Annotated in this window: 18 protein-coding genes; 8 read left to right on the top strand and 10 right to left on the bottom strand. The window is 49.3% G+C overall.

Features of this window, described 5'->3' with window-relative positions; all coding sequences use genetic code 11:
• Window positions 1-28 precede the first annotated feature (28 nt).
• Window positions 29-367, top strand: coding sequence for an ISC system 2Fe-2S type ferredoxin (gene fdx / locus RGU75_RS22975; protein WP_322240028.1), 339 nt, complete (start codon window positions 29-31; stop codon window positions 365-367).
• Window positions 368-556: 189 nt separating this feature from the next.
• Window positions 557-751, top strand: a complete 195-nt coding sequence (gene iscX, locus RGU75_RS22970) for a Fe-S cluster assembly protein IscX (RefSeq protein WP_322240026.1) — start codon at window positions 557-559, stop codon at window positions 749-751.
• A 167-nt stretch (window positions 752-918) separates the two neighbouring features.
• Here iscX and RGU75_RS22965 read toward each other — a convergent pair whose 3' ends face one another.
• From RGU75_RS22965 to prfB, 3 genes are all read right to left on the bottom strand, one after another.
• Window positions 919-1,593 (bottom strand): glycine zipper 2TM domain-containing protein, encoded by a 675-nt coding sequence (locus RGU75_RS22965; protein ID WP_322240024.1) that lies wholly within the window; start codon window positions 1,591-1,593, stop codon window positions 919-921.
• Window positions 1,594-2,003: 410 nt separating this feature from the next.
• Complete coding sequence (gene lysS / locus RGU75_RS22960; protein ID WP_322240022.1) at window positions 2,004-3,530, bottom strand: lysine--tRNA ligase; 1,527 nt, start codon at window positions 3,528-3,530, stop codon at window positions 2,004-2,006.
• Window positions 3,531-3,745: 215 nt separating this feature from the next.
• Window positions 3,746-4,850 (bottom strand): peptide chain release factor 2 gene (gene prfB, locus RGU75_RS22955; protein WP_322240020.1). Its coding sequence is split into 2 segments (ribosomal slippage): window positions 3,746-4,768 and window positions 4,770-4,850, totalling 1,104 coding nucleotides; the frame shifts between segments, so codons are not numbered across the junction.
• Between the two features lie 223 nt (window positions 4,851-5,073).
• On the opposite strand from prfB, the gene RGU75_RS22950 reads away from it, so the two are divergent.
• On the top strand, window positions 5,074-5,826 hold the full coding sequence (locus RGU75_RS22950) for a hypothetical protein (RefSeq protein WP_322240019.1): 753 nt from the start codon (window positions 5,074-5,076) through the stop codon (window positions 5,824-5,826).
• Window positions 5,827-5,925: 99 nt separating this feature from the next.
• Here RGU75_RS22950 and RGU75_RS22945 read toward each other — a convergent pair whose 3' ends face one another.
• From RGU75_RS22945 to RGU75_RS22935, 3 genes are all read right to left on the bottom strand, one after another.
• Complete coding sequence (locus RGU75_RS22945; RefSeq protein ID WP_322240017.1) at window positions 5,926-7,311, bottom strand: TAXI family TRAP transporter solute-binding subunit; 1,386 nt, start codon at window positions 7,309-7,311, stop codon at window positions 5,926-5,928.
• A gap of 200 nt (window positions 7,312-7,511) precedes the next feature.
• Window positions 7,512-9,209 (bottom strand): single-stranded-DNA-specific exonuclease RecJ, encoded by a 1,698-nt coding sequence (gene recJ / locus RGU75_RS22940; RefSeq protein WP_322240015.1) that lies wholly within the window; start codon window positions 9,207-9,209, stop codon window positions 7,512-7,514.
• On the bottom strand, window positions 9,206-10,324 hold the full coding sequence (locus tag RGU75_RS22935; protein ID WP_322240013.1) for a hypothetical protein: 1,119 nt from the start codon (window positions 10,322-10,324) through the stop codon (window positions 9,206-9,208). Before RGU75_RS22935 ends, recJ begins: the two co-directional genes overlap by 4 nt.
• Before the next feature lie 139 nt (window positions 10,325-10,463).
• Between RGU75_RS22935 and RGU75_RS22930 the strand changes: the two genes are divergently transcribed.
• The 3 genes from RGU75_RS22930 to lolD all read left to right on the top strand — a co-directional run bounded on the left by RGU75_RS22930 (window position 10,464) and on the right by lolD (window position 13,044).
• Window positions 10,464-10,823 (top strand): hypothetical protein, encoded by a 360-nt coding sequence (locus RGU75_RS22930; RefSeq protein ID WP_322240012.1) that lies wholly within the window; start codon window positions 10,464-10,466, stop codon window positions 10,821-10,823.
• A gap of 237 nt (window positions 10,824-11,060) precedes the next feature.
• On the top strand, window positions 11,061-12,326 hold the full coding sequence (locus RGU75_RS22925; RefSeq protein WP_322240010.1) for a lipoprotein-releasing ABC transporter permease subunit: 1,266 nt from the start codon (window positions 11,061-11,063) through the stop codon (window positions 12,324-12,326).
• The gene (lolD, locus tag RGU75_RS22920) at window positions 12,319-13,044 is read left to right on the top strand and encodes a lipoprotein-releasing ABC transporter ATP-binding protein LolD (protein ID WP_322240008.1); all 726 of its coding nucleotides are present in this window, start codon (window positions 12,319-12,321) and stop codon (window positions 13,042-13,044) included. The genes RGU75_RS22925 and lolD overlap by 8 nt, the downstream gene beginning before the upstream one ends.
• A gap of 21 nt (window positions 13,045-13,065) precedes the next feature.
• On the opposite strand, the gene RGU75_RS22915 is transcribed toward lolD, so the two are convergent.
• Both RGU75_RS22915 and bamE read right to left on the bottom strand, forming a co-directional pair.
• Window positions 13,066-14,007 carry a YihY/virulence factor BrkB family protein gene (locus RGU75_RS22915; protein WP_322240006.1) on the bottom strand — a complete coding sequence of 314 codons (942 nt, stop codon included), beginning with the start codon at window positions 14,005-14,007 and terminating at the stop codon, window positions 13,066-13,068.
• Window positions 14,008-14,139: 132 nt separating this feature from the next.
• On the bottom strand, window positions 14,140-14,622 hold the full coding sequence (gene bamE, locus RGU75_RS22910; RefSeq protein ID WP_322240004.1) for an outer membrane protein assembly factor BamE domain-containing protein: 483 nt from the start codon (window positions 14,620-14,622) through the stop codon (window positions 14,140-14,142).
• Between the two features lie 312 nt (window positions 14,623-14,934).
• Between bamE and rpsO the strand changes: the two genes are divergently transcribed.
• Both rpsO and pnp read left to right on the top strand, forming a co-directional pair.
• A complete protein-coding gene (rpsO, locus tag RGU75_RS22905; protein WP_205320164.1) occupies window positions 14,935-15,204 on the top strand; it encodes a 30S ribosomal protein S15 in 270 nt (89 codons plus the stop codon).
• Between the two features lie 333 nt (window positions 15,205-15,537).
• Window positions 15,538-17,703 (top strand): polyribonucleotide nucleotidyltransferase, encoded by a 2,166-nt coding sequence (gene pnp, locus RGU75_RS22900; RefSeq protein ID WP_322240002.1) that lies wholly within the window; start codon window positions 15,538-15,540, stop codon window positions 17,701-17,703.
• A 402-nt stretch (window positions 17,704-18,105) separates the two neighbouring features.
• Here pnp and RGU75_RS22895 read toward each other — a convergent pair whose 3' ends face one another.
• Both RGU75_RS22895 and fdxA read right to left on the bottom strand, forming a co-directional pair.
• Window positions 18,106-19,206: an NAD(P)/FAD-dependent oxidoreductase gene (locus RGU75_RS22895; RefSeq protein ID WP_416186894.1), complete on the bottom strand. Its 1,101-nt coding sequence runs from the start codon at window positions 19,204-19,206 to the stop codon at window positions 18,106-18,108.
• 248 nt (window positions 19,207-19,454) lie between these two features.
• Complete coding sequence (gene fdxA, locus RGU75_RS22890; RefSeq protein WP_322239998.1) at window positions 19,455-19,778, bottom strand: ferredoxin FdxA; 324 nt, start codon at window positions 19,776-19,778, stop codon at window positions 19,455-19,457.
• Window positions 19,779-20,111: the final 333 nt, after the last annotated feature.

The following is a 20,111-nucleotide window of genomic DNA, read 5'->3' as shown; positions in this document are numbered from 1 at the left end:
ACACCCAAATATTGTAGAGGTAATTACCGTGACTCAAATTGTCGTACTGCCCCATCCTACTTACTGTCCTGACGGCGCTGTGTTGCAGACTGTTGCTGGCAAAACGGTGTGTGACGTCCTTCTCGCAAATGATATTGACATCGAACACGCCTGTGAAAAATCGTGTGCTTGCACTACCTGCCACATCGTCGTGCGTGAAGGCTTCGCTTCACTCAATGCGCTTGATGATAAAGAAGAAGATTTGCTTGATATGGCTTGGGGACTGGAAGCAACATCGCGTCTATCGTGTCAGGCGATTGTCGGCGAAGAAGATCTGGTGGTCGAGATACCAAAGTATACGATCAATCATGCGAGCGAAAATCACTAATAGGTTGATGTCGGTGATTGATGCGCTTATCGATGTTCGGCGTTGACCAAGGACATTGGTAAGGTTATGGTTGAAAGTCGATGAGTGAAGAGTGACAATCGGCTGTTCAGGCAACGGATTAAATGCCCAACGTGTGATTGAAATAATATTTCGACGCCGCCGGTTTGCAGTTTTAAAAGGATGAGCGTAATGAAATGGATTGATACACTGCTAATTGCAGAGTCTTTGTATGACAAGTTTCCAGATGTTGATCCGACGACGATTCGCTTTACCGATTTGCACCGTTGGGTCTGCGAACTGGATGGATTCGACGATGATCCTAATCGGTCAGGCGAGAAAATTCTGGAAGCTATTCAGTTGGCGTGGATAGACGAGGCTAAGTAAGTACGGCAAATAAGTACGCTTTATTCCTGAGGTAATAGAACCAAGTTCAAAAATGGTTTGATCGGCCCATGTTAGCGCAGGCTGATAAGTTGGTAAGGCATTAAAAAAACCGCTGTCACTACATTTTGTAGTGACAGCGGTTTTTTTTGTAGCAATCTTTTAAGCGTTTAGCCGCGTCCTTCCAGGTGACCATCCACAACACGTACCGGATCGCCAACGCGCCATTCTTGTGCCGACTGTGGAAAACTCCGCAATTTACCGTTTTCCATCCGCACTTCTACGCGGTAGCTGGTTGTGGTGCGGGTCCGACTTTCAACCTCATTACCAGCAAAACCGCCGCCGACTGCACCGGCAACAGTCGCCAGTGTGTTGCCGTTTCCGTGGCCAACCTGATGCCCGAGGACGCCGCCTAATATTGCACCAGCGGCGATACCTAAGCCACTTGGTTTAGCTGCCTGTTGAATCGCTTGTATCGATTCAACGCGGCCACAACTATAACAAACGGGCGCGGGAGGAGGAGATTGTTGCTCGTTCGCATAACGTTGCGATGGAGGCGGTGCATGGCGTTGCTCAGCAACATAATTAGATTGTGATGAGGGTGCCGGATTGTTGTTTTGATTCGCCGCTAGTGCGGGTGTGGGTGCAATATTCGAATTGTTCATGGATGGTTGATTGTCGACCCCAGGCGCTGGTGCAGACATCGCTGCTACCGGTGGCGCACTGCTATTAGAGGTGGGAATCAAGCCGGTGATGGCCGCAACGCCCACCAGGCAAACCAGCGTGACAGCAACCGCGGCGGTTGCGACAAGGGGATGAATACGGCGCTTGATTGGATCAGACATTTTTATCTCCTCTAACAGTTTTTATTCAGTGGTTTCATTATCTATGATTCTTTCATGCAATTTTAGCAGCAGAATGTTTCAGATGTAATTGCTTGTAACACATTGTACAAATATGTTGGATTTTGACCAAAAAGTGATTTTTATAGTTATGTAGGGCAATATTTTAGATATTTATGGCGCTATCTGACGCCAATTCACGATCGATGTGGTTTCGAACAGAAAAATAACGAATCACCATGGCGTGAGGCGCACAGTTGATGACCGACTCCAAGCCTGAGCCCAGCAGGTGCTTTGCTAAATAGTAAAATACAGGTGTCGTCAGTGCAGATGTAAACGCAAATTGCCACCAGCGTGAAGCTGGCGGCAATTGGTTGATACGCCGGTTTAATCGGTCTGCTTATTACTAAGGACTAATCTTCCCGACGCAGATGTGGGAACAAAATAACATCACGAATGTTCGGCGAATCGGTGATGAGCATCATCAGGCGATCGATGCCAATTCCGCAACCGCCAGTCGGTGGCAAGCCGTATTCCAGCGCACGAATATAGTCGGCGTCGTAATACATGGCTTCTTCATCGCCCGCATCTTTGGCGGCAACTTGCGCCTGGAAACGCGCTGCCTGATCTTCGGAGTCGTTCAACTCCGAGAAGCCATTGGCGATTTCGCGGCCTGTCATGAATAGTTCGAAACGCTCGGTGATACCCGGTACAGTGTCCGATGCGCGGGCCAACGGTGACACTTCGACCGGATAGTCGATAATGTAAGTTGGGTCCCACAATTGGGCTTCTGCGGTTTCTTCGAATAGCGCCAGCTGCAACGCACCGAGTCCAGCGGTGGCGAATGGCTTGACGCCGAATTTTGCCAATTCAGTTTTGATGAAGTCAGCATCGTGCAGCTGTGCATCTTCGTAATGTGGGGCATATTTGTTGATCGCACCAACAATTGTCAGCCGTTCAAACGGCTTGCTCAAATCCAGTTCGCGGCCTTGATAGGTCAGGGTTGCGGTACCGTGGGCATCGATTGCAGCTTGTCGGATGACTTGTTCGGTGAAGGTCATCAACCATTGGTAGTCGACATATGCGGCATAGAATTCCATCATCGTGAATTCCGGATTGTGGCGCGGCGACACGCCTTCGTTACGGAAGTTACGATTGACTTCGAACACGCGTTCAAAACCGCCGACTACCAAACGCTTCAGATATAGTTCTGGTGCGATACGCAGAAACATTTGCATGTCGAGCGCGTTGTGATGGGTAATAAACGGCTTCGCGGCAGCACCGCCGGGAATCGTGTGCAACATCGGTGTTTCGACTTCCATGAAGTCATTTTTTTCCATGAAGCGACGGATCGATGACATCGTGGCAGTGCGTGCCTTGAATGTGCGACGGGTTTCTTCGCTCATGATCAGGTCAACGTAACGCTGGCGATACTTGGTTTCCTGATTGGACAGTCCGTGAAACTTGTCTGGCAAAGGGCGCAAGGATTTGGTCAACAAACGCAGGACGCTAATCTTGATCGATAACTCACCGGTTTTGGTCTTGAACAATGTGCCTTCTGCACCAAGAATGTCGCCCAGATCGTAATGCTTAAAAGCTTCATATTCCGCTTCACCAGCGAGCTCTTTGGTGATGAATAATTGGATACGGCCATCGGCTTTTGGACCTGATGCATCTTGCAAGGTCGCGAAGGAGGCTTTGCCCATGACACGTTTCAGCATCATTCGTCCGGCGACGACAACCTTGACCTCGGCGGCGTCCAGCGCTTCTTTATCGAGTTCGGCGTATTGCGCGTGCAGATCGGCGGCTTTATGGATGGGGCGGAAATCGTTTGGAAATGCGACGCCTTGTGCGCGTAGGGCAGTTAATTTGGCGCGGCGTTCGGCGATGATTTTGTTTTCGTCTTGTGGGACAGGTTGCTGCTGATTATCTGTCGTCATGTCAGGCTCTTTTTGATAAATACGATGAAATAACGGGTACTGATTGTTGGTGTTGAATGCGCTCGTGAGAACGTGGACATTGCGCACAATAAGCACGTTGCGCCAAATAGTTACTGGCTTCTGGCGCAACGTCGGCGCTTATCATGTTGCTGTTAAGTCTTTAATTGCTCTGTTCGCAATCTCAGCATCTCAGCATAATTAGCGCATTGAACATGTTAAACGCCTTGTTTCAGCGATGCCGCAATGAAGTCATCCAGATCGCCGTCGAGAATCGCCTTGGTATTGCCGCTCTCGAAGTTGGTGCGCAGATCCTTGATACGGGATTGGTCCAGTACGTACGAGCGAATCTGGTGACCCCAACCAACGTCGGTTTTGGAATCTTCCAGTTTTTGCTGCTCGGTCATACGATTGCGCAACTCCAGCTCATACAACTTGGCTTTCAGCATGTCCCACGCTTCGGCGCGGTTACGGTGTTGGCTGCGGTCGTTTTGACATTGAACAACGATACCGGACGGGCCATGCGTCAAACGCACCGCTGAGTCGGTCTTGTTAATATGCTGACCACCGGCACCGGAGGCGCGATAAGTATCGACGCGCACATCTGCCGGATTGACGTCAATATCAATAGAGTCGTCTACTTCTGGATAAACGAACAGGCTTGAGAAGGACGTGTGACGGCCATTGGCTGAGTCAAACGGCGATTTTCGCACCAGGCGATGGACGCCAGTTTCTGTACGCAAAAAGCCATAGGCATAGTCGCCTTCTACTTTCAAGGTCGCAGTTTTAATCCCGGCAACCTCGCCGTCAGACTGCTCCATGATCTCAACTTTGAAGCCTTTACGTTCGCAATAGCGCAAATACTGACGCAACAACATCGATGCCCAATCCTGTGCTTCAGTTCCACCAGCGCCGGCCTGGATATCAATGAAGCAGTTATTCGGGTCCATCGGATTGTTGAACATACGGCGGAATTCCATACCTTCGACTAGCTTTTTGAGCTCTTCGGTATCGGCTTCCACGGCTTCTACCGTTTCTTCGTCCTGCTCGTCGCGCGCCATCTGGAACAGATCGCTGGTATCGCGCAGGTCGGCTTCAATCTTGGTCAAGGTGACGACGATTGATTCTAATGATTTCTTTTCTTTCCCGAGTTCCTGGGCGCGTTTCTGGTCACTCCAGACGTCCGGGTCTTCGAGTTCGCCATTGACTTGATCGAGTTTCTCTACCTTGGTATCGAAGTCAAAGATACCTCCGTAATTCAATCTCACGTGACGTGAGGTCTGAGAGGAGGGCTTGCAGGGAATTTAAGCGTTCGGCTTCCATGATGATGTCTCTTGCAATAAACCCTAAATTATACGCGAGCCATTGGTTATCGAATGCAAAACGATGAAGGGGAGTCGATTTGTAGGCGCGATTTCATCCCGATTCGTTGGGTCAAGGTGAACTTTTGTTAAATCGCCAGTCTCTGAGCATCAGCAAATTACAATCAGAACGGCTCCTGAATGCTTTCTCCGCATCTTTACTGTTATTTAAGTTGAATAGAATCATGTCAAAACAATCATCAAAACTGGCTGCCCGTAGTGTGGCGCTCAGCGTTGGACTAGCCATATCACTGAGCGGATGCGGACTTTTTGCGCCGATCCCCGCGCCGCGTGGAGAGGTGCAAGGCGCATCGGTCAGCGCGGGCGAGTTAGCACAGTCGGACGTTAACCGCGTGGCAACATTGGCGATGCGCGACAATCTTGACAGCTTATATCGCTTATTGGATAAGTTGTATCGACGCAACCCAGCCGAGTGGAAAAAGACGGCAACTAGTCGGGACGATGCAATCAAACGTGTACGGGTTGCGATAGAGGCGCGCCAGCCTTGGGCAGAGTTGCAGGGGAAGCATGATATTGCGGCATTGTCGTTGGCCCTTGATCCAAGCTTTCAGGGCGATCGCGCAGCGGCGTTTATTTATGCCACGGCCGACATAATCATTACCGCGCATGGTGGTAAAACCACTTTTTATCTTATTGATGGCCTTAACGCCCAGTTTTTATACAACGCGGCCCGCAACCTCGAAGTTGCTTCATGGATACTTGGCACGCGACGAAATCCTGCTGGCCAGCTATTGCTACTGTCTAACGATATCTCTGAAGGTGAGCACAATCTAAGCTTTGAACGGGAGTTCGGCAAGATCATTGGTCGTATTGATTTGTTGGCGGTGGTGATCACCGAAAAATACCGGCGTGCCGGAATCAGCTATGTACAGAATTTGCTCGGCGGGACATTCCTGCAATTTTTACCTGTGCGATAAAATATTTTTTTCCGTCTTCATTTGAGTACTTCGCTTCCGGCTTGCTTGTCACGATTACTTTCTTGGAAGCTGGCAACAAACCATGCACTTGTACACGCATTAGATTTGATCGGTAGCGACCGCATCAGCTGGGTTTGGCGGATCGCGGCGAACGGTTGTTGCCACGCTCATGATACGGGCGCGGACCACGCTGATGGCTTGTTTCAGGGCGTAAACGTCGCCAAAGTATTGTTGTGGAATACTGATTTGATTGGCATTGGCGTCAATTTCTTCGATCTCATCGCGCCATTGATTGACACTTTCAACAGTCGGATTTTTGGTCGCCCATATTTCATCTTCAAGCGATTTTATTTCTCGGTACCACACCACCAACCGCTTTCTCATCGTGGCCGCATAGATTCTTGGTATTACTTGTAGCAAGCCAAATAGCAGCGCCATAAAAGGCAGCAAAATAATAAATCGGCGCTCTATGAAGTTAGCTAACCAAAACGGTAAGTAGCGCTGCAAGAAAGGACGACCAGATTTGAAATAGCGTTTGGTTTCGTCAGAAATAGGAAAATCTTCGGCGTTTTGATTGGGGAAATATCCGCGTGGCGTGAAGTAATCTTGCGCTCCGTGAATTTCATTGGCGCCATCGAGTAACAAATAAACCAATGCCGGATGGAGTGTGTCTTTCGATACGAGTAGTGCCGTGGCCGCCAATAAGGTCACGTCGGTGTGTGGCAGATCGTCGGCAAGACTGGTTGAAGCACGTGGAAAGGTGACTTTGGATAGCGATGGAAATTGACGTACCAATGCATCGGCTTGAACAAAATTCATCAGCTTAAGATCGCTTTTGAGCAACCTCTGCATCATTTCGGAATCTGGTCGTCCTATGAAGAAAGCGGCATCGAGTGTACCGTTTTTTAATGCCTCATACGCTTTAGCCGAACCCAGTTCTTGTAGCTTGGTGTTTTGTTTGTTAAGCCCATTTTGCTTTAGCAGATCAGCCGCCACGATACGTAACCCGCTGCCGGGAACGCCGATGGAGACCCGCTTCCCCTGCAGTTGGGATAAACGCTCAATGGTGGTGGATGCCTGGTAAAAGACCCAGATCGGCTCGTAGGATACGGCGGCAATCGTTTGTAGATTTGGCGCGCGGTTAGCGTCACCAATACCAGACTGAATCAAGCCTACTTCATATGCGCTATCGGGGTTCTTCAACCGATCAAAATTTTCTACAGCTCCGGATGAACTGCGTATATCAAGCGTAATTCCTTCACGTTTTAAAATTTTGGCATAGCGCTCGGCAAAACCACGATAAATGCCGCCATCTGCACCGGTGGTGATCACGATGGTGCGTTGAACCGCTGGCTGCACAATGGCAATTGCAAGCCAGACTAAGCCAGCCAGTAACACGACACTGCCGATGATAATGAACCGCAACCGGCTACTCGTCATCAACGGTTTTTGAATGCGGTGGAGTGGCGGGCGTGTACGGGGCATAGGATGTGATTTGGTCCGTTAGTATCAAAACACTGTCGCTGGCCTGACTAGCCTTACCAGCTAACGAAAAATCACCGCAGCTAACTGTGTGATAGAAGCGCAGCGGTAATCCCCAGAATTGCCATGATATTAACAGAGGTTTTTATCCAAAGTTCGAACCGGCTAAATGTCGACAGATCGACTATCTACTAAGTAAGCTATTAAGTAAGCGCCTCCGCATGCTCCACCATTAATTGTACTTTGGTAACGCCGTTGTATTCATTGGCATCAAGACGGAAGGCTACCTTGGCTTTGCCACCGAGTGCGTCGGTGTGCCCAAACCAGATTGCATCGTATCGTGTGCCATTTCTTTCTAACAAGAGTTTTAAATGTTTCTCTTTGAGAATACGCTGGCTGATGACCTTGAATTCGTCGCAGAATACCGGTGGTGCAAAGCCTTGGCCCCACACCTGGCCTTCCATCTGCTCGATGAATTGCGTGGTGTAATAGGCGTCTTCTAAAGGGCCATCGGTTTCGATGATTCGTTCAAGTTGATGTTTGCCGAGCCAAGCGCTGCCGACTTTTTCGAACGCTGCTGAGAAGGTCTCGAATGCATCCGCACGTATTGTTAATCCGGCAGCCATGGCGTGACCACCGAATTTTTCAATCAGACTTGGGGCATGCTTAGATACCAGATCCAGCGCGTCGCGCAAATGGAAACCGGGGATCGATCTGCCTGAGCCTTTGATCATGCCATCGCTGCCAGGGGCAAAGGTGATAGTTGGTCGAAAAAATTTATCTTTTAGTCGCGAGGCAACAATCCCGATGACACCTTGATGCCACGAAGCATCAAATACACTGATCGTATTACTGTCAGCCGGACTGAAATTATCGAGTAATGCGAGTGCGGTGTCTTGCATTCCAGCTTCGATTTCTCGACGTTCTTTATTGATGGTATCGAGTTGTTGGGCAATGACCCAGGCGCGGCCTTCATCGTCGGTGGTCAGGCATTCGATGCCTAGCGCCATATCGGCCAATCGTCCTGCAGCGTTCAGGCGTGGACCCACGGCAAATCCGAGATCGAACGGCGTGGCGCGGCGCGCCTCACGTCCTGCGGCCCGAAATAGGGCGGCAATCCCGGGGTGCATTCTGCCTGCACGCATCCGTTTTAAACCTTGGGCGACCAGAATCCGATTATTTGCATCCAGTTTAACGACGTCGGCAACGGTACCAAGTGCAACCAGATCGAGCAACACATCTAGTTTAGGCTGGGTTTGTGCATCGAATATGCCACGCTTGCGCATCTCTGCGCGCAACGCCAGCAACACATAAAACATCACGCCGACGCCTGCCAGATTTTTGCTGGGGAAACCACATTCGGGCTGATTTGGATTCACGATCACGCGTGCTGCGGGTAATGTATCGGCAGGCAAGTGATGATCGGTGACGACAACTTCGATGCCACGCCGATTGGCTTCGGCCACGCCATCAATGCTGGCGATACCGTTGTCGACGGTGACGATAATGTCAGGCGACTTTTCTCGTGCAGTCAGTTCAACGATTTCCGGCGTCAGGCCGTAGCCGTATTCAAAACGATTCGGCACGATGAAGTCGACGTTGGCACCCAGCAACCGCAATCCGCGCAGACCGACCGCACAGGCGGTCGCGCCATCGCAGTCGTAGTCGGCAACGATGACCATTTTCTTTTTCGCTGCAATGGAATCAGCTAAAAAGATGGCGGCGTCACCAATATGCAACAACCCGCTCGGTGCAATCAAAGAGCTTAATTCGCTTTCAAGTTCTTTTACGTCGAGCAGACCGCGTGCCGCATAGACGCGGGCCAGGACTGGATGAACGCCACTTTGACGTAAGCGCTCGGAGTCGCGAAATGGATAGGGCCGAGTAGTGATGCGCGTCATTGCACTGGCTCTTCCGCAGTCGTGGTGAAGGCCTCGTTCAACGAAGGCTTTATCCAGAATTTTTTAAGGGAGAGAGGCGTGGTGGTCAATTCGGTGATCCGGGTATTGTCGGTAAATGTGAGTGTCAATTGTTTCAGTTTGCCTTGTTGCACGGCGTTTAAGAGCGGGGCAAACCAGTCACGTTCCATCGCTTGAAATGCCTGTATCCATTCTGACCATTCGCCGGTCAGCGCAGGAGCGATTAAATCATCCAGTAACAGCAGGCCACGCTCGCCGCTAGTGGCGATAAGCTTTTCCGCATCGCCCATCACGTTGGCGTTAGGCTGGCTATCTTGCCCAAAAGCGCGCGACCAACCGTGCAAATTAAAGGTGTGGCTATAAAAAGGTAAGGCGCTTGACCCATCAACGGGCTGTGCGCTGGCGCCGCCCCACATCCATAAGGCATTCACAGCTTGCTGACGCGTTGCAGCGCGTTGTTCGTTGACGCTGTTTTCAAACCATTGCATTTGTACTTCATTTTGCAATTTGCGCCACGGGCGTGCACCTTCTCCGTGCGGCATCCAGATATCGACGTTATGGCCGCATGCCGCATCCGGTGTTGAGGTATTTAATTGCTGCCAGTCATCGGCGCGCATAAACCATGTATTGGCATCGCCATACAGCAAGATGCGGTTCTCGCCATCGAAAAGGGATTTAGCCTCTTCAAATAATGCGCGAGAATCCTTTTCGGACAGGCTTACCTGTCGAATATCGGTCAATACCAGATGGTCGCGCGCAATGTGAATGTGGGCCGGGTGAAGCATGAACCAGTAACCGTCGTCTACGGTCAGACCACATGCGCGCATGGCAGCGACTGCGACTGGAGGGCTTGTCGGTGCGTTGTTCGAATTATGCGGCTGAATGTTTTGGTTGGTGCTTAAACCGAAGTGTTGCGATAACCACCCTTCATGCGGCAGCGCCCTGGCAAATTCATCTAGAATCTGTTGTTGTTTACTGCCGCCTTTGGCGCGAGCAACAAGCGTGCTCAGCGCAGGCAGTTTTATTTCACGCAATATGTCGCGTGTCAGTTCAGCGGGCGGTAGGCTGAATGGTAGAAGAATGTCGAGATGTTTCATGCCCGAATTGTATGGCATCTCTGTAGCGGAAGTGGAAAAACCGTTATCTTTAGATTGCTTTACCTTTTTAAGGTAAGTGCATCTCCGCAGTTCTTTGACAAAAGAGCTTAGATCCATTTCCCAACATCTCGAGATGTAAATGGTATTTTTAATCGATAGTGCCGGTTGTTTTTATGGGTTTATCTGCCCGTTAACATCACTGGCGAATTCTGTGAAGTTTCCTATACTGTTTATTTTCAAGGAGAAAACCATGGGGCCAGAGCTGATAATGGATATGTGGGGCAATACCAGTCGGCAAATACCGCGTGCTACTTTTGAAGACTTAGTGGAAATGTTAGCGACAGAAATTGCTAAAATTTCCGATAAGTTATCAGAAGATGAACTTTATCGCATCATCGCCATTGGCGCGCTTTTTTACCAGCGCGGTTTTAAGGAAACGGGCGGATTCAGTACCGAAGATTTGCTCATTAAGACGTTATATGAAGGTGGCAGAGCATGACTGCGCTATCGAACTGGGTTCTGGTCTAGGGACGCCGCATTTAGGTGCATGTGTCAGATATCGCTAACTCGGCATTTAATAATTCATCTTTCATTATTTATCGCTGGTTGATTCAATTGACTTATTAAATTTGCACCAAATACTTTGGCAAACGCCTTTAAGTGTTTGAATTCGTTACAAAACGTTATAAGACTTCTGAATTATGGCAAACTGCTTGCTGATTTCAGGAGCCTTGCATTGAGCATTTTTAAAAATATACCGTTTGAGTGGTTGGTCGGCATACGCTACACCCGCGCTGGCAAGCGGAGTGGCCGTAATAGTTTTATTTCCTTCATATCGTTAATATCGATGGCTGGGATCGCGCTTGGTGTGGCGGCGCTGATCGTGGTGTTGTCGGTGATGAATGGTTTTCAAAAAGAGGTGCGGGACCGCATGCTGTCGGTTTTGGCGCACATCGAAGTATTCGATGGCTCCGGTGAAATGCCAAATTGGGAAGAGGTCGCCAGGCAGGCTTTCAATAACAAAGAGGTCATTGGCGCTGCGCCATACGTCGAGGCGCAAGCCATGTTAACGCGTGATGGTGAAGTGCGCGGGGTTGGCATCCGTGGTGTGATGCCTTCAGAAGAGCCAAAAGTCTCGGATGTCACCAAGCAAATCAAACAGGGCGATTTCAATGCATTGAAGCCGGGTGAGTTTAATATCGTGCTCGGTAGTGAATTGGCGCGTGGGTTGCACGCAGGTATCGGTGACAAAGTTACTATGCTGGCTCCGCAAGGGCAGGTGACGCCCGCTGGCGTAGTGCCGCGTCTGAAGCAATTCAATGTCGTCGGGATATTTGAAGCCGGTCATTATGAGTTTGACTCGTCGCTGGCTTTTATCCAGATGGAAGATGCAGAAAAAATGTTTCGTCTGACTGCACCGTCCGGTTTGCGTCTCAAGATTACAGATATGTTGCGGGCGCCAGAAGTCGCGCAGCAGTTGGCGAAGACAATGCCAGCTAATTTGTATTTACGTGACTGGTCGCAGCAAAACAGTAACTGGTTCGCCGCGGTTAAAACCGAGAAGCGCATGATGTTTATTATACTCACGCTGATTATTGCGGTCGCGGCCTTTAACCTGGTTTCGACGCTGGTAATGACAGTTACCGAGAAGCAGGCGGATATTGCTATTTTGCGCACGCTGGGTGCTTCACCGGGTTCGATTATGAAAATTTTCATGATTCAAGGCGCGTTGGTGGGATTGATCGGCACCGCGCTCGGGGTGGGGTTTGGGGTGTTGATTGCGTTGAATATCGATGTCATCGTCCCGGCGATAGAACACGCGCTGCATGTCCAGTTTTTACCGAAAAGTATTTATGTGATCAGCGAGTTGCCATCTGATTTGCGCTGGCCTGACGTCTATACCATTGGCGGTGTTGCGGTAATATTGGCGTTTGTTGCCACCTTATATCCAAGTTGGTGGGCCGCACGGGTGAAACCAGCGGAGGCGCTGCGCTATGAATAACTCACTGAAATCCAACAATGACGGTAACAGCATGAACGAAATTATCTTGTCGAGCCGCGGCTTGGGAAAAACCTTTACCCAAGGCAGCTACTCCGTCAAGGTGCTAAATGGTATCGATATCGACGTCGTTAAGGGTGAGCAAGTCGCGATCGTCGGTGCGTCTGGCTCGGGTAAGTCAACTTTGCTACACCTTTTAGGCGGTCTTGATACACCGACGACCGGTGGCGTCACGTTGCTAGGTAAAGATTTGAGTAATTTGGGTGAAAAAGCGCGGGGCGATTTGCGCAATACTGCGCTTGGCTTTGTTTATCAGTTTCATCATTTGTTGCCGGAGTTTTCGGCATTAGACAACGTAGCCATGCCATTGATGATTCGACGCCTGAGTCGCAAGGACGCCCAAGAGCAAGCGCATGCAGTGTTGTCACGTGTGGGTTTGGCAAATCGTGTGATCCATGTTCCGGGTGAGTTGTCCGGTGGTGAACGCCAGCGCGTGGCGTTAGCGCGGGCTTTGGTCACGCAACCGGCATGTGTGCTTGCAGATGAGCCGACGGGGAACCTTGATCGGGCCACGGCACAGATGACATTCGATCTGATGCTGGAATTGTCGCAAACAATGGGGACCGCATTTGTGATCGTCACCCACGATATCGAACTGGCGCGACGTTGCGGTCGTATTTTGCGTTTGTCCGACAATGGCCTGGAGCCTTACGTCGACTAAGGTCTTATCAGTGGTCTGGGCTTAACGGTCTGGATCTACGACTAAATGATCAGCGCGCCCGGCACGATTAGCTTGATCGGGGCTGGGGACTTGCTGATCACGAAGGCTGCCGAAATACAGCGCATATTGGCGTGTGAACTGCGCCCCAAAAAAGAAAATCTGCGCTGAATAGTAAATCCACAGAAGTAACGCCATCACCGATCCGGCTGCGCCATAGCTCGACGCCGTGCCACTGTTACCCAGATAAATTCCGATCAACATCTTTCCTACGATAAACAGTGCGGCAGTGCCAATTGCGCCAATGCAGACATCGCGCCAAGGTAACTTGGTTTGTGGCAACAGCCGATAAATAGACGCGAACAGCGCCGCAATGACGGCAAACGAAAATAGCGAGGATATGAACGGCAGGACGATAGGGATATCGCCAAAAAAACCACTCCAATATTTTTGCAAGACCGCCAGCGCCGCGCTAATTACCAAAGAGACCAGCAACAAAAACGCCAGGACCAGTACTAGCCCGAATGAAAGTAAGCGGGTTTGTATCAGCGTCATGAGTCCCGATGACTGATTGCGTTTCACGTACCATATTTCATCCAGACTATCCTTGAGTTCAGAAAATACGGTGGTTGCGCCGACGATTAAAGCAAGGGACGCAATAGTGGTCGCAATCACACCTGACTGACTGCTATGCACGGCGGCTAGTAACAGTTGAATCGCGCTTGCGCCAGTGGGGCCGATCAAGCCGGATAGTTGACCGACAATCTCTCCTTGCGCCGCTTGTTGTCCAAATACGGCACCAGCGATGGCTATTACCAAAACCAGGACCGGTGCCATGGAAAATAGTGTGTAAAAGGCTAATGCGGCACCTTTGCTGCCCGACCGTTGATTTAGCCATTCTTGAACCGTGCTGATAAGCATGGCGCGAATGCGAGGCGGAATCAGAAATTTTGGATTCATTTTCATGGTTTTTTGCCTAAGGGAATGTCTTCCATTGGGTGTGTTTATTTATTACCAGAGTCAAGTCCTCACGAAAAGAGCCTATCAAATTCTACAATTTGGCTTACCGAGTGCTTTCACCCTACTCAAAGTTGACAGTTATAGCCCAAAACGTGAGTGTTCAAAGCGTGGATCTGGCCCATTTTCAAGCTTTTTGACGATACCAGCCTCATCAAAGTACACCGTCATCAAGGAGTTCCAAACACCGCTTTCTTTAAAGCCGTAGTTCCAGCCTTCCAGTTTGACACGGCTATAAAAGATGGTATCAAGCGGATGTCCGACGAGGCGCAGGACGTCGTTCTTTGATTGACCGACCTTGATTTTGGCGAATTGCTCCAGGGTTAAGACTTGCGTATAGGAAATCAGGCGTCCATCCGGGCTAATCCGCGCCATATGGGTTTCCTGCCCGAACGCACCCTGATCGTATTCAAGCAGGCGTTCATTGCCGTCTTGATATGTAGCAGTGGGCTTGCCGAGGCGACTGATGACTTGGGTTTCAGGGTCGCCCGGATTTACTGGAACAGAGCAGCCTGCCAGAATGACTGCCAGGCTGATAATAAGGGCGCTTGCGAGGTTTTTCATAATGATTCCTTATTGATAAAAGTACGGAATGACCTCTAAAGGAGCGAGCAAGGATTACCTTGCTAGGACTGCATTTAGGAGGCTTAATTCCGTACGCGATGCAATCATTTGGATCCGGTTAAAGTAGTTTGGCAATAACCATATGATAATACCGGTCTTATAATATATAGGCAGACGTGATAACGGCGTCAAGTGATTGAATCCGTAGAAGTTTTGCTATATACTGCGCCTCTGGTCTATGTGGGCCATTTTTAATTATGTAATCACGGTATATGGGGTTTCCACTCTGTGTACCGCTTGTGAAAGGTAAGTATGACTATCGAAAAAACAGCTAAAGCCGCTATTGTCGCTGACAATGCACGCGCGCAAAATGATACTGGTTCGCCAGAAGTGCAAGTCGCTTTGTTGACAGCACGTATCAACGACCTTAATGGTCACTTTAAAGCACACGCTAAAGATCACCATTCACGTCGCGGTCTGATTATGATGGTTAACCGTCGTAAGAGCCTGTTGTCATACCTGAAAAGTAAAGATCTTGGCCGTTATCGTTCGCTGATCGAAAAACTCGGTTTGCGTAAGTAATAGGCTTGTTGATAGGCTTGTCATTGATCTCCAATACTTTGTCTCGATATTTCGTGACTGTATTGTTGCTTAATCGATAGGTAAAATGCCTGCGTCAGTCTCTGATGCAGGCATTTTTGCTTTTTGCGAAGCGTATTTGTTCATAAGTGCAATTGTAAGAAACCGGATTTAGCGCCTAAATTAGTGCAACGCATTGGTTGACTGACGTGTCTTATCCGGAAGTATTTCGTAAGGAGACGATTTTTTTACTTCAATATGAAGTGATCAAACCGTCTGTGGTGAGGTGAACGACAGCCCCTGAAAATCTGTCGGTAAAATTAGAGAGGAAATATCGTGTTTAATAAAGTTACTAAGACTTTCCAGTACGGCCAGCATCAAGTCACGTTGGAAACAGGCGAAATCGCTCGTCAAGCTTCTGGCGCAGTATTGGTATCGATTGAAGATACCGTTGTTCTGGCTACCGTGGTTGCACGTAAAGATGCTAAACCAGGTCAAGATTTTTTCCCATTGACTGTAGATTATGTTGAAAAAACTTACGCTGCTGGTCGTATACCAGGCGGTTTCTTCAAGCGCGAAGGTCGTCCTTCGGAAAAAGAAACACTGACATCGCGTCTGATCGATCGTCCGATCCGTCCGTTGTTCCCAGAGGGTTACATGAACGAAGTGCAAGTGATCATTCACGTGCTGTCGGTCAATCCTGAAATCGATCCAGATATCGCTGCGATGATCGGTGCATCTGCTGCATTGTCAGTCTCTGGCGTGCCATTTTCTGGTCCGGTCGGCGCTGCCCGTGTTGGTTACATCGACGGTCAATACGTCCTGAACCCGACCACGACACAATTGAAAACATCGTTGCTGGATCTGGTTGTTGCCGGTACTGAAGCAGCAGTGTTAATGGTTGAGTCCGAAGCCAAGCAATTGTCTGAAGAAGTCATGTTGGGTGCAGTTGTCTACGGTCACGATCAAATGAAAGCGGTTATCAACGCGATTCATGATCTGGTACGTGACGGTGGCAAACCAGAAATCCAATGGAGCCCAGCGCCAAAGAACGATGCGCTGATCGCTCGCGTTGCGCATTTTGCAGAAGCTAAATTGCGTGAAGCATATCAAACTAAAGACAAACAAGCGCGTACTGCCAAGCTAAAAGATGCGACTAGCGAAGTTATCGCTGCGTTGGCTGCTGAAGCTTTGTCGATGAACGCTGCGGCACCGGATAGCTCCGAAGTCGGCAATATCTTGTTTGATCTGGAAGCCAAGATCGTTCGTTCGCAAATTCTGGATGGCGAGCCACGTATTGACGGGCGCGATACACGCACTGTGCGTCCAATCAGCATCCGTACTGGTGTTTTACCACGTACGCACGGTTCAGCCTTGTTCACACGCGGCGAGACACAGGCATTGGTGATTGCTACCTTGGGTACTGCCCGCGACGAGCAAAAAATTGATGCATTGATGGGGGAGTACTCGGATCGCTTCATGCTGCATTACAACATGCCTCCGTTCGCTACTGGCGAAACAGGTCGTGTCGGTACACCAAAGCGTCGCGAAATCGGCCATGGTCGTCTGGCTAAGCGTGCGCTGTTGGCAGCATTGCCAGCACCGGAAGATTTCAGCTACTCCGTCCGTTTGGTATCGGAAATTACCGAATCTAACGGTTCATCGTCAATGGCTTCGGTCTGTGGCGGTTGCCTGGCATTGATGGACGCTGGCGTGCCGATGCAAGGACACGTTGCTGGTATCGCTATGGGTTTGATCAAAGACGGCGGTAAGTTTGCGGTGTTGACAGACATTTTGGGTGATGAAGATCACCTTGGCGACATGGACTTTAAAGTCGCTGGTACTGCAAACGGCATCACTGCGTTGCAAATGGATATCAAAATCCAGGGTATCACCAAGGAAATCATGCAAGTCGCTTTGGCGCAGGCTAAAGTCGGCCGTATCCACATTTTGGGCGAGATGGAAAAAGCTGTTCCGAGCGGCACTCAATCGGAATTGTCTGACTTCGCTCCACGTCTGATCACCGTTAAGATCAATCCGGAAAAAATCCGTGACGTGATCGGTAAAGGCGGCGCTGTGATTCGTGCGCTGACTGAAGAGACAGGCACACAGATCGATATCAGCGATGAAGGTGTTGTCACCATCGCTTCTGTCGACGCAGCTGCCGGTCAAGAAGCGAAGCGTCGTATCGAAGAACTGACAGCTTCCGTTGAAGTGGGCAAGATCTACGAAGGTACAGTATTGAAGTTGCTGGACTTCGGCGCGATTGTGCAAGTGTTGCCAGGCAAAGACGGTTTGTTGCACATCAGCCAGATTGCCAACGAGCGCGTCAATGCGGTCGCCGACTATCTGAAAGAAGGCCAGCAAGTCAAAGTCAAAGTGTTGGAAACCGATGACCGTGGTCGCTTGAAATTGTCGATGAAAGCTGCACAAGAAGCCGGTGATGTTGCTCCGGTTGCGCATGTTGCTGCATCGACTCCAGCTGCGCCTGCCGCACAATAAGCTGATTTAATTTAGCTTTGAACAAACCGTCCGAGATGCTGATTGCATGTCGGACGGTTTTTTTTATTGTCTGGTGAGAGAATAATGGCGCGATTTTCTCGTTTCAATCATTGACGATCCTCGCGCACTGTCACCTGCTGATCTCCATCAATGATCAATGGTGCGGAATGAAGGCTGTTTTAGCCCTCTCGATTTTCAACCGTTAACTTTCGGCGATGCCTGTGAATCAGCTAAAGTGACACAAGCCCAGTCAAAGTAGTAAGAGTTAAAAATAAAAAATAAAAAATAAAAAACCGTCAAGGTAAACTACCTTGACGGTTTTTTTATATCTCGAAGAGAAGGGCTATAAAGCCAGAATTCACCCCAGTTATTGCGCTATATCAACGAGTAATCAACTAATAATCAATCAAAGACTGGTGACTCAACACCCAGAATTTTGTGTAATTTAGGCGAAGTAGTGGTGTATTGCATGTGAATCTTCTTGTCAGGGAAAATGTACGGTGCAGCACCAAACGCAGCTAACGCGGCTTCATGGAAACCAGACAAAATAAGCTTTTTCTTGCCCGGATAAGTGTTGATATCTCCGACCGCAAAAATCCCAGGGATATTGGTTTCGAACTTCTCAGTATCGACGACCTTTAATTGTTTGCGTTCGATATCCAGGCTCCACTCGGCGATAGGGCCAAGTTTTGGCGACAGGCCAAAGAAAACCAATAACGTATCCAATGGCAGACGACGGGTTACGCCATCAGGACCGGTTACCTTGATCTCTGATAGCTTGCCGTCTTTAACTTCGTGCCCAGTGACCTGACCGACCAGAAATTGCATTTCAAATTCTTCACACAACTGCTTCATTTTAGCAACCGAGGCAGGCGCAGCGCGGAAGTCTTCACGGCGATGCAACAGCACGACTGATTCTGCTTTGCCGACCAGATTTAAGGCCCAATCCAGTGCGGAGTCACCGCCGCCACAAATGACTAAATTTTTGCCGTGAAACTGGAGTGGATCTTTGACCCGATAAAACAATTGAGAATTGTTGAACTGGTCAATACCTTCGCTTTTGATCGTCCTTGGTTGGAATGACCCGACACCGGCCGCAATAAAGATGGTTTTGGTGATGAAGCGGGTGCCGACCGATGTTTCGACATTAAAGCGATTGTCTTCACGACGCTCGACCACAGTGACTTCCTGGCTAAGATGGAAGGTCGGATCGAAAGGAGCAATTTGCTTTAACAGGTTGTCGGTTAGCTCTTGTCCGGTACAGACAGGCACAGCCGGGATGTCGTAAATCGGCTTGTCGGGATAGAGTTCGACGCATTGGCCGCCAACAACTGGCAGTGAGTCGATCACGTGAGCTTTAATCTCAAGCAGACCCAGTTCGAATACCTGGAACAGACCGACTGGACCAGCGCCGATAATGACGGCGTCCGCTTCTATCGGTGCGTTGTTGCTATTGTTGATAACGGGGAGAGTAGATGCATCAATCTTGGCGCTGGTTTCCATACGACTATCTGATTCCTGTTTGGTTTGGGTCCCCCAATCGTTACTGCGAGCAATAACGAATGGCATTGACCTGTTTGCGGCACAAGCGACGCTGAGTTGCTTGCGACGTATATCGATCACATTTTTTTGGCTAGCGATCAGCTACGAGGACTTTTTCTTCGTACCTGAGCGCATTTGGCGAAAAATGCGGAAAACACTTTAGGGCGTTCATTTGCAATACTTCGCAATACTATTAATGCTATTTAAATTTAACGCTGAAGAAGATGCAACTTCTCCGTAACGTCTTTAAAGTCGTCAGCGTCGGGCAACGGTGGAATTGTCTTGGTGATCGACGGCCAGAAGCGCGACAGGTCTTCATTTAATTTAATGAATTGCTGTTGATCAGCGGGAACGTCTTCTTCTGCGTAAATCGCATTAACAGGACATTCAGCGACACAAACGGCGCAATCAATGCACTCATCCGGATCGATTGATAAAAAATTCGGGCCTTGGCGGAAGCAATCAACCGGGCAAACATCTACGCAATCGGTATAGCGACAGCTGATGCAAGATTCGGTCACAACGTGGGTCATAACAACAGTCCAATCTGTAAGTATTACTTGAAGCGGCAACGAGTCAAAGGTCAGGCTAGATGGCGGTGTTAGCCACCAGAGCATAATCTTGGCGCGCTCTTAGTTGCAAAGCACTGTATTTTAAGGTAATTCGGTATTTCCTACAAACGGCGGTTATATAGAATTCATATAAGCAAATTCACAATTCTGCTTAAGACGGCGTTGGCGGGTCTTTTCCATAGCGAGATATGCCGTTATGCTGCAACTTATCGGGTTTTAAGTGTTGAACTTCTCTCTGTCGATGCTTTGACGGAGCATAACAATAAAATCCAATCGCGGTTGCGTGAGGGCAAA

Origin of the sequence: Glaciimonas sp. CA11.2 (assembly GCF_034314045.1) — a bacterium.
Classification (GTDB): Bacteria; Pseudomonadota; Gammaproteobacteria; order Burkholderiales; family Burkholderiaceae_D; genus Glaciimonas.
Note: the sequence above shows the minus strand (reverse complement) of the source record. Positions and strands in the feature narration are given on the sequence as shown.

Bases quoted from the DNA above. Each gene is read 5' to 3' on its own strand.
- iscX (WP_322240026.1), top strand. From the start codon at position 557: ATGAAATGGATTGATACACTGCTAATTGCAGAGTCTTTGTATGACAAG.
- RGU75_RS22965 (WP_322240024.1), bottom strand. From the start codon at position 1,593: ATGTCTGATCCAATCAAGCGCCGTATTCATCCCCTTGTCGCAACCGCC.
- lysS (WP_322240022.1), bottom strand. From the start codon at position 3,530: ATGACGACAGATAATCAGCAGCAACCTGTCCCACAAGACGAAAACAAA.
- RGU75_RS22950 (WP_322240019.1), top strand. From the start codon at position 5,074: ATGTCAAAACAATCATCAAAACTGGCTGCCCGTAGTGTGGCGCTCAGC.
- RGU75_RS22945 (WP_322240017.1), bottom strand. From the start codon at position 7,311: ATGCCCCGTACACGCCCGCCACTCCACCGCATTCAAAAACCGTTGATG.
- recJ (WP_322240015.1), bottom strand. From the start codon at position 9,209: ATGACGCGCATCACTACTCGGCCCTATCCATTTCGCGACTCCGAGCGC.
- RGU75_RS22935 (WP_322240013.1), bottom strand. From the start codon at position 10,324: ATGAAACATCTCGACATTCTTCTACCATTCAGCCTACCGCCCGCTGAA.
- RGU75_RS22930 (WP_322240012.1), top strand. From the start codon at position 10,464: ATGGTATTTTTAATCGATAGTGCCGGTTGTTTTTATGGGTTTATCTGC.
- lolD (WP_322240008.1), top strand. From the start codon at position 12,319: ATGAATAACTCACTGAAATCCAACAATGACGGTAACAGCATGAACGAA.
- RGU75_RS22915 (WP_322240006.1), bottom strand. From the start codon at position 14,007: ATGAAAATGAATCCAAAATTTCTGATTCCGCCTCGCATTCGCGCCATG.
- bamE (WP_322240004.1), bottom strand. From the start codon at position 14,622: ATGAAAAACCTCGCAAGCGCCCTTATTATCAGCCTGGCAGTCATTCTG.
- rpsO (WP_205320164.1), top strand. From the start codon at position 14,935: ATGACTATCGAAAAAACAGCTAAAGCCGCTATTGTCGCTGACAATGCA.
- RGU75_RS22895 (WP_416186894.1), bottom strand. From the start codon at position 19,206: ATGGAAACCAGCGCCAAGATTGATGCATCTACTCTCCCCGTTATCAAC.
- fdxA (WP_322239998.1), bottom strand. From the start codon at position 19,778: ATGACCCACGTTGTGACCGAATCTTGCATCAGCTGTCGCTATACCGAT.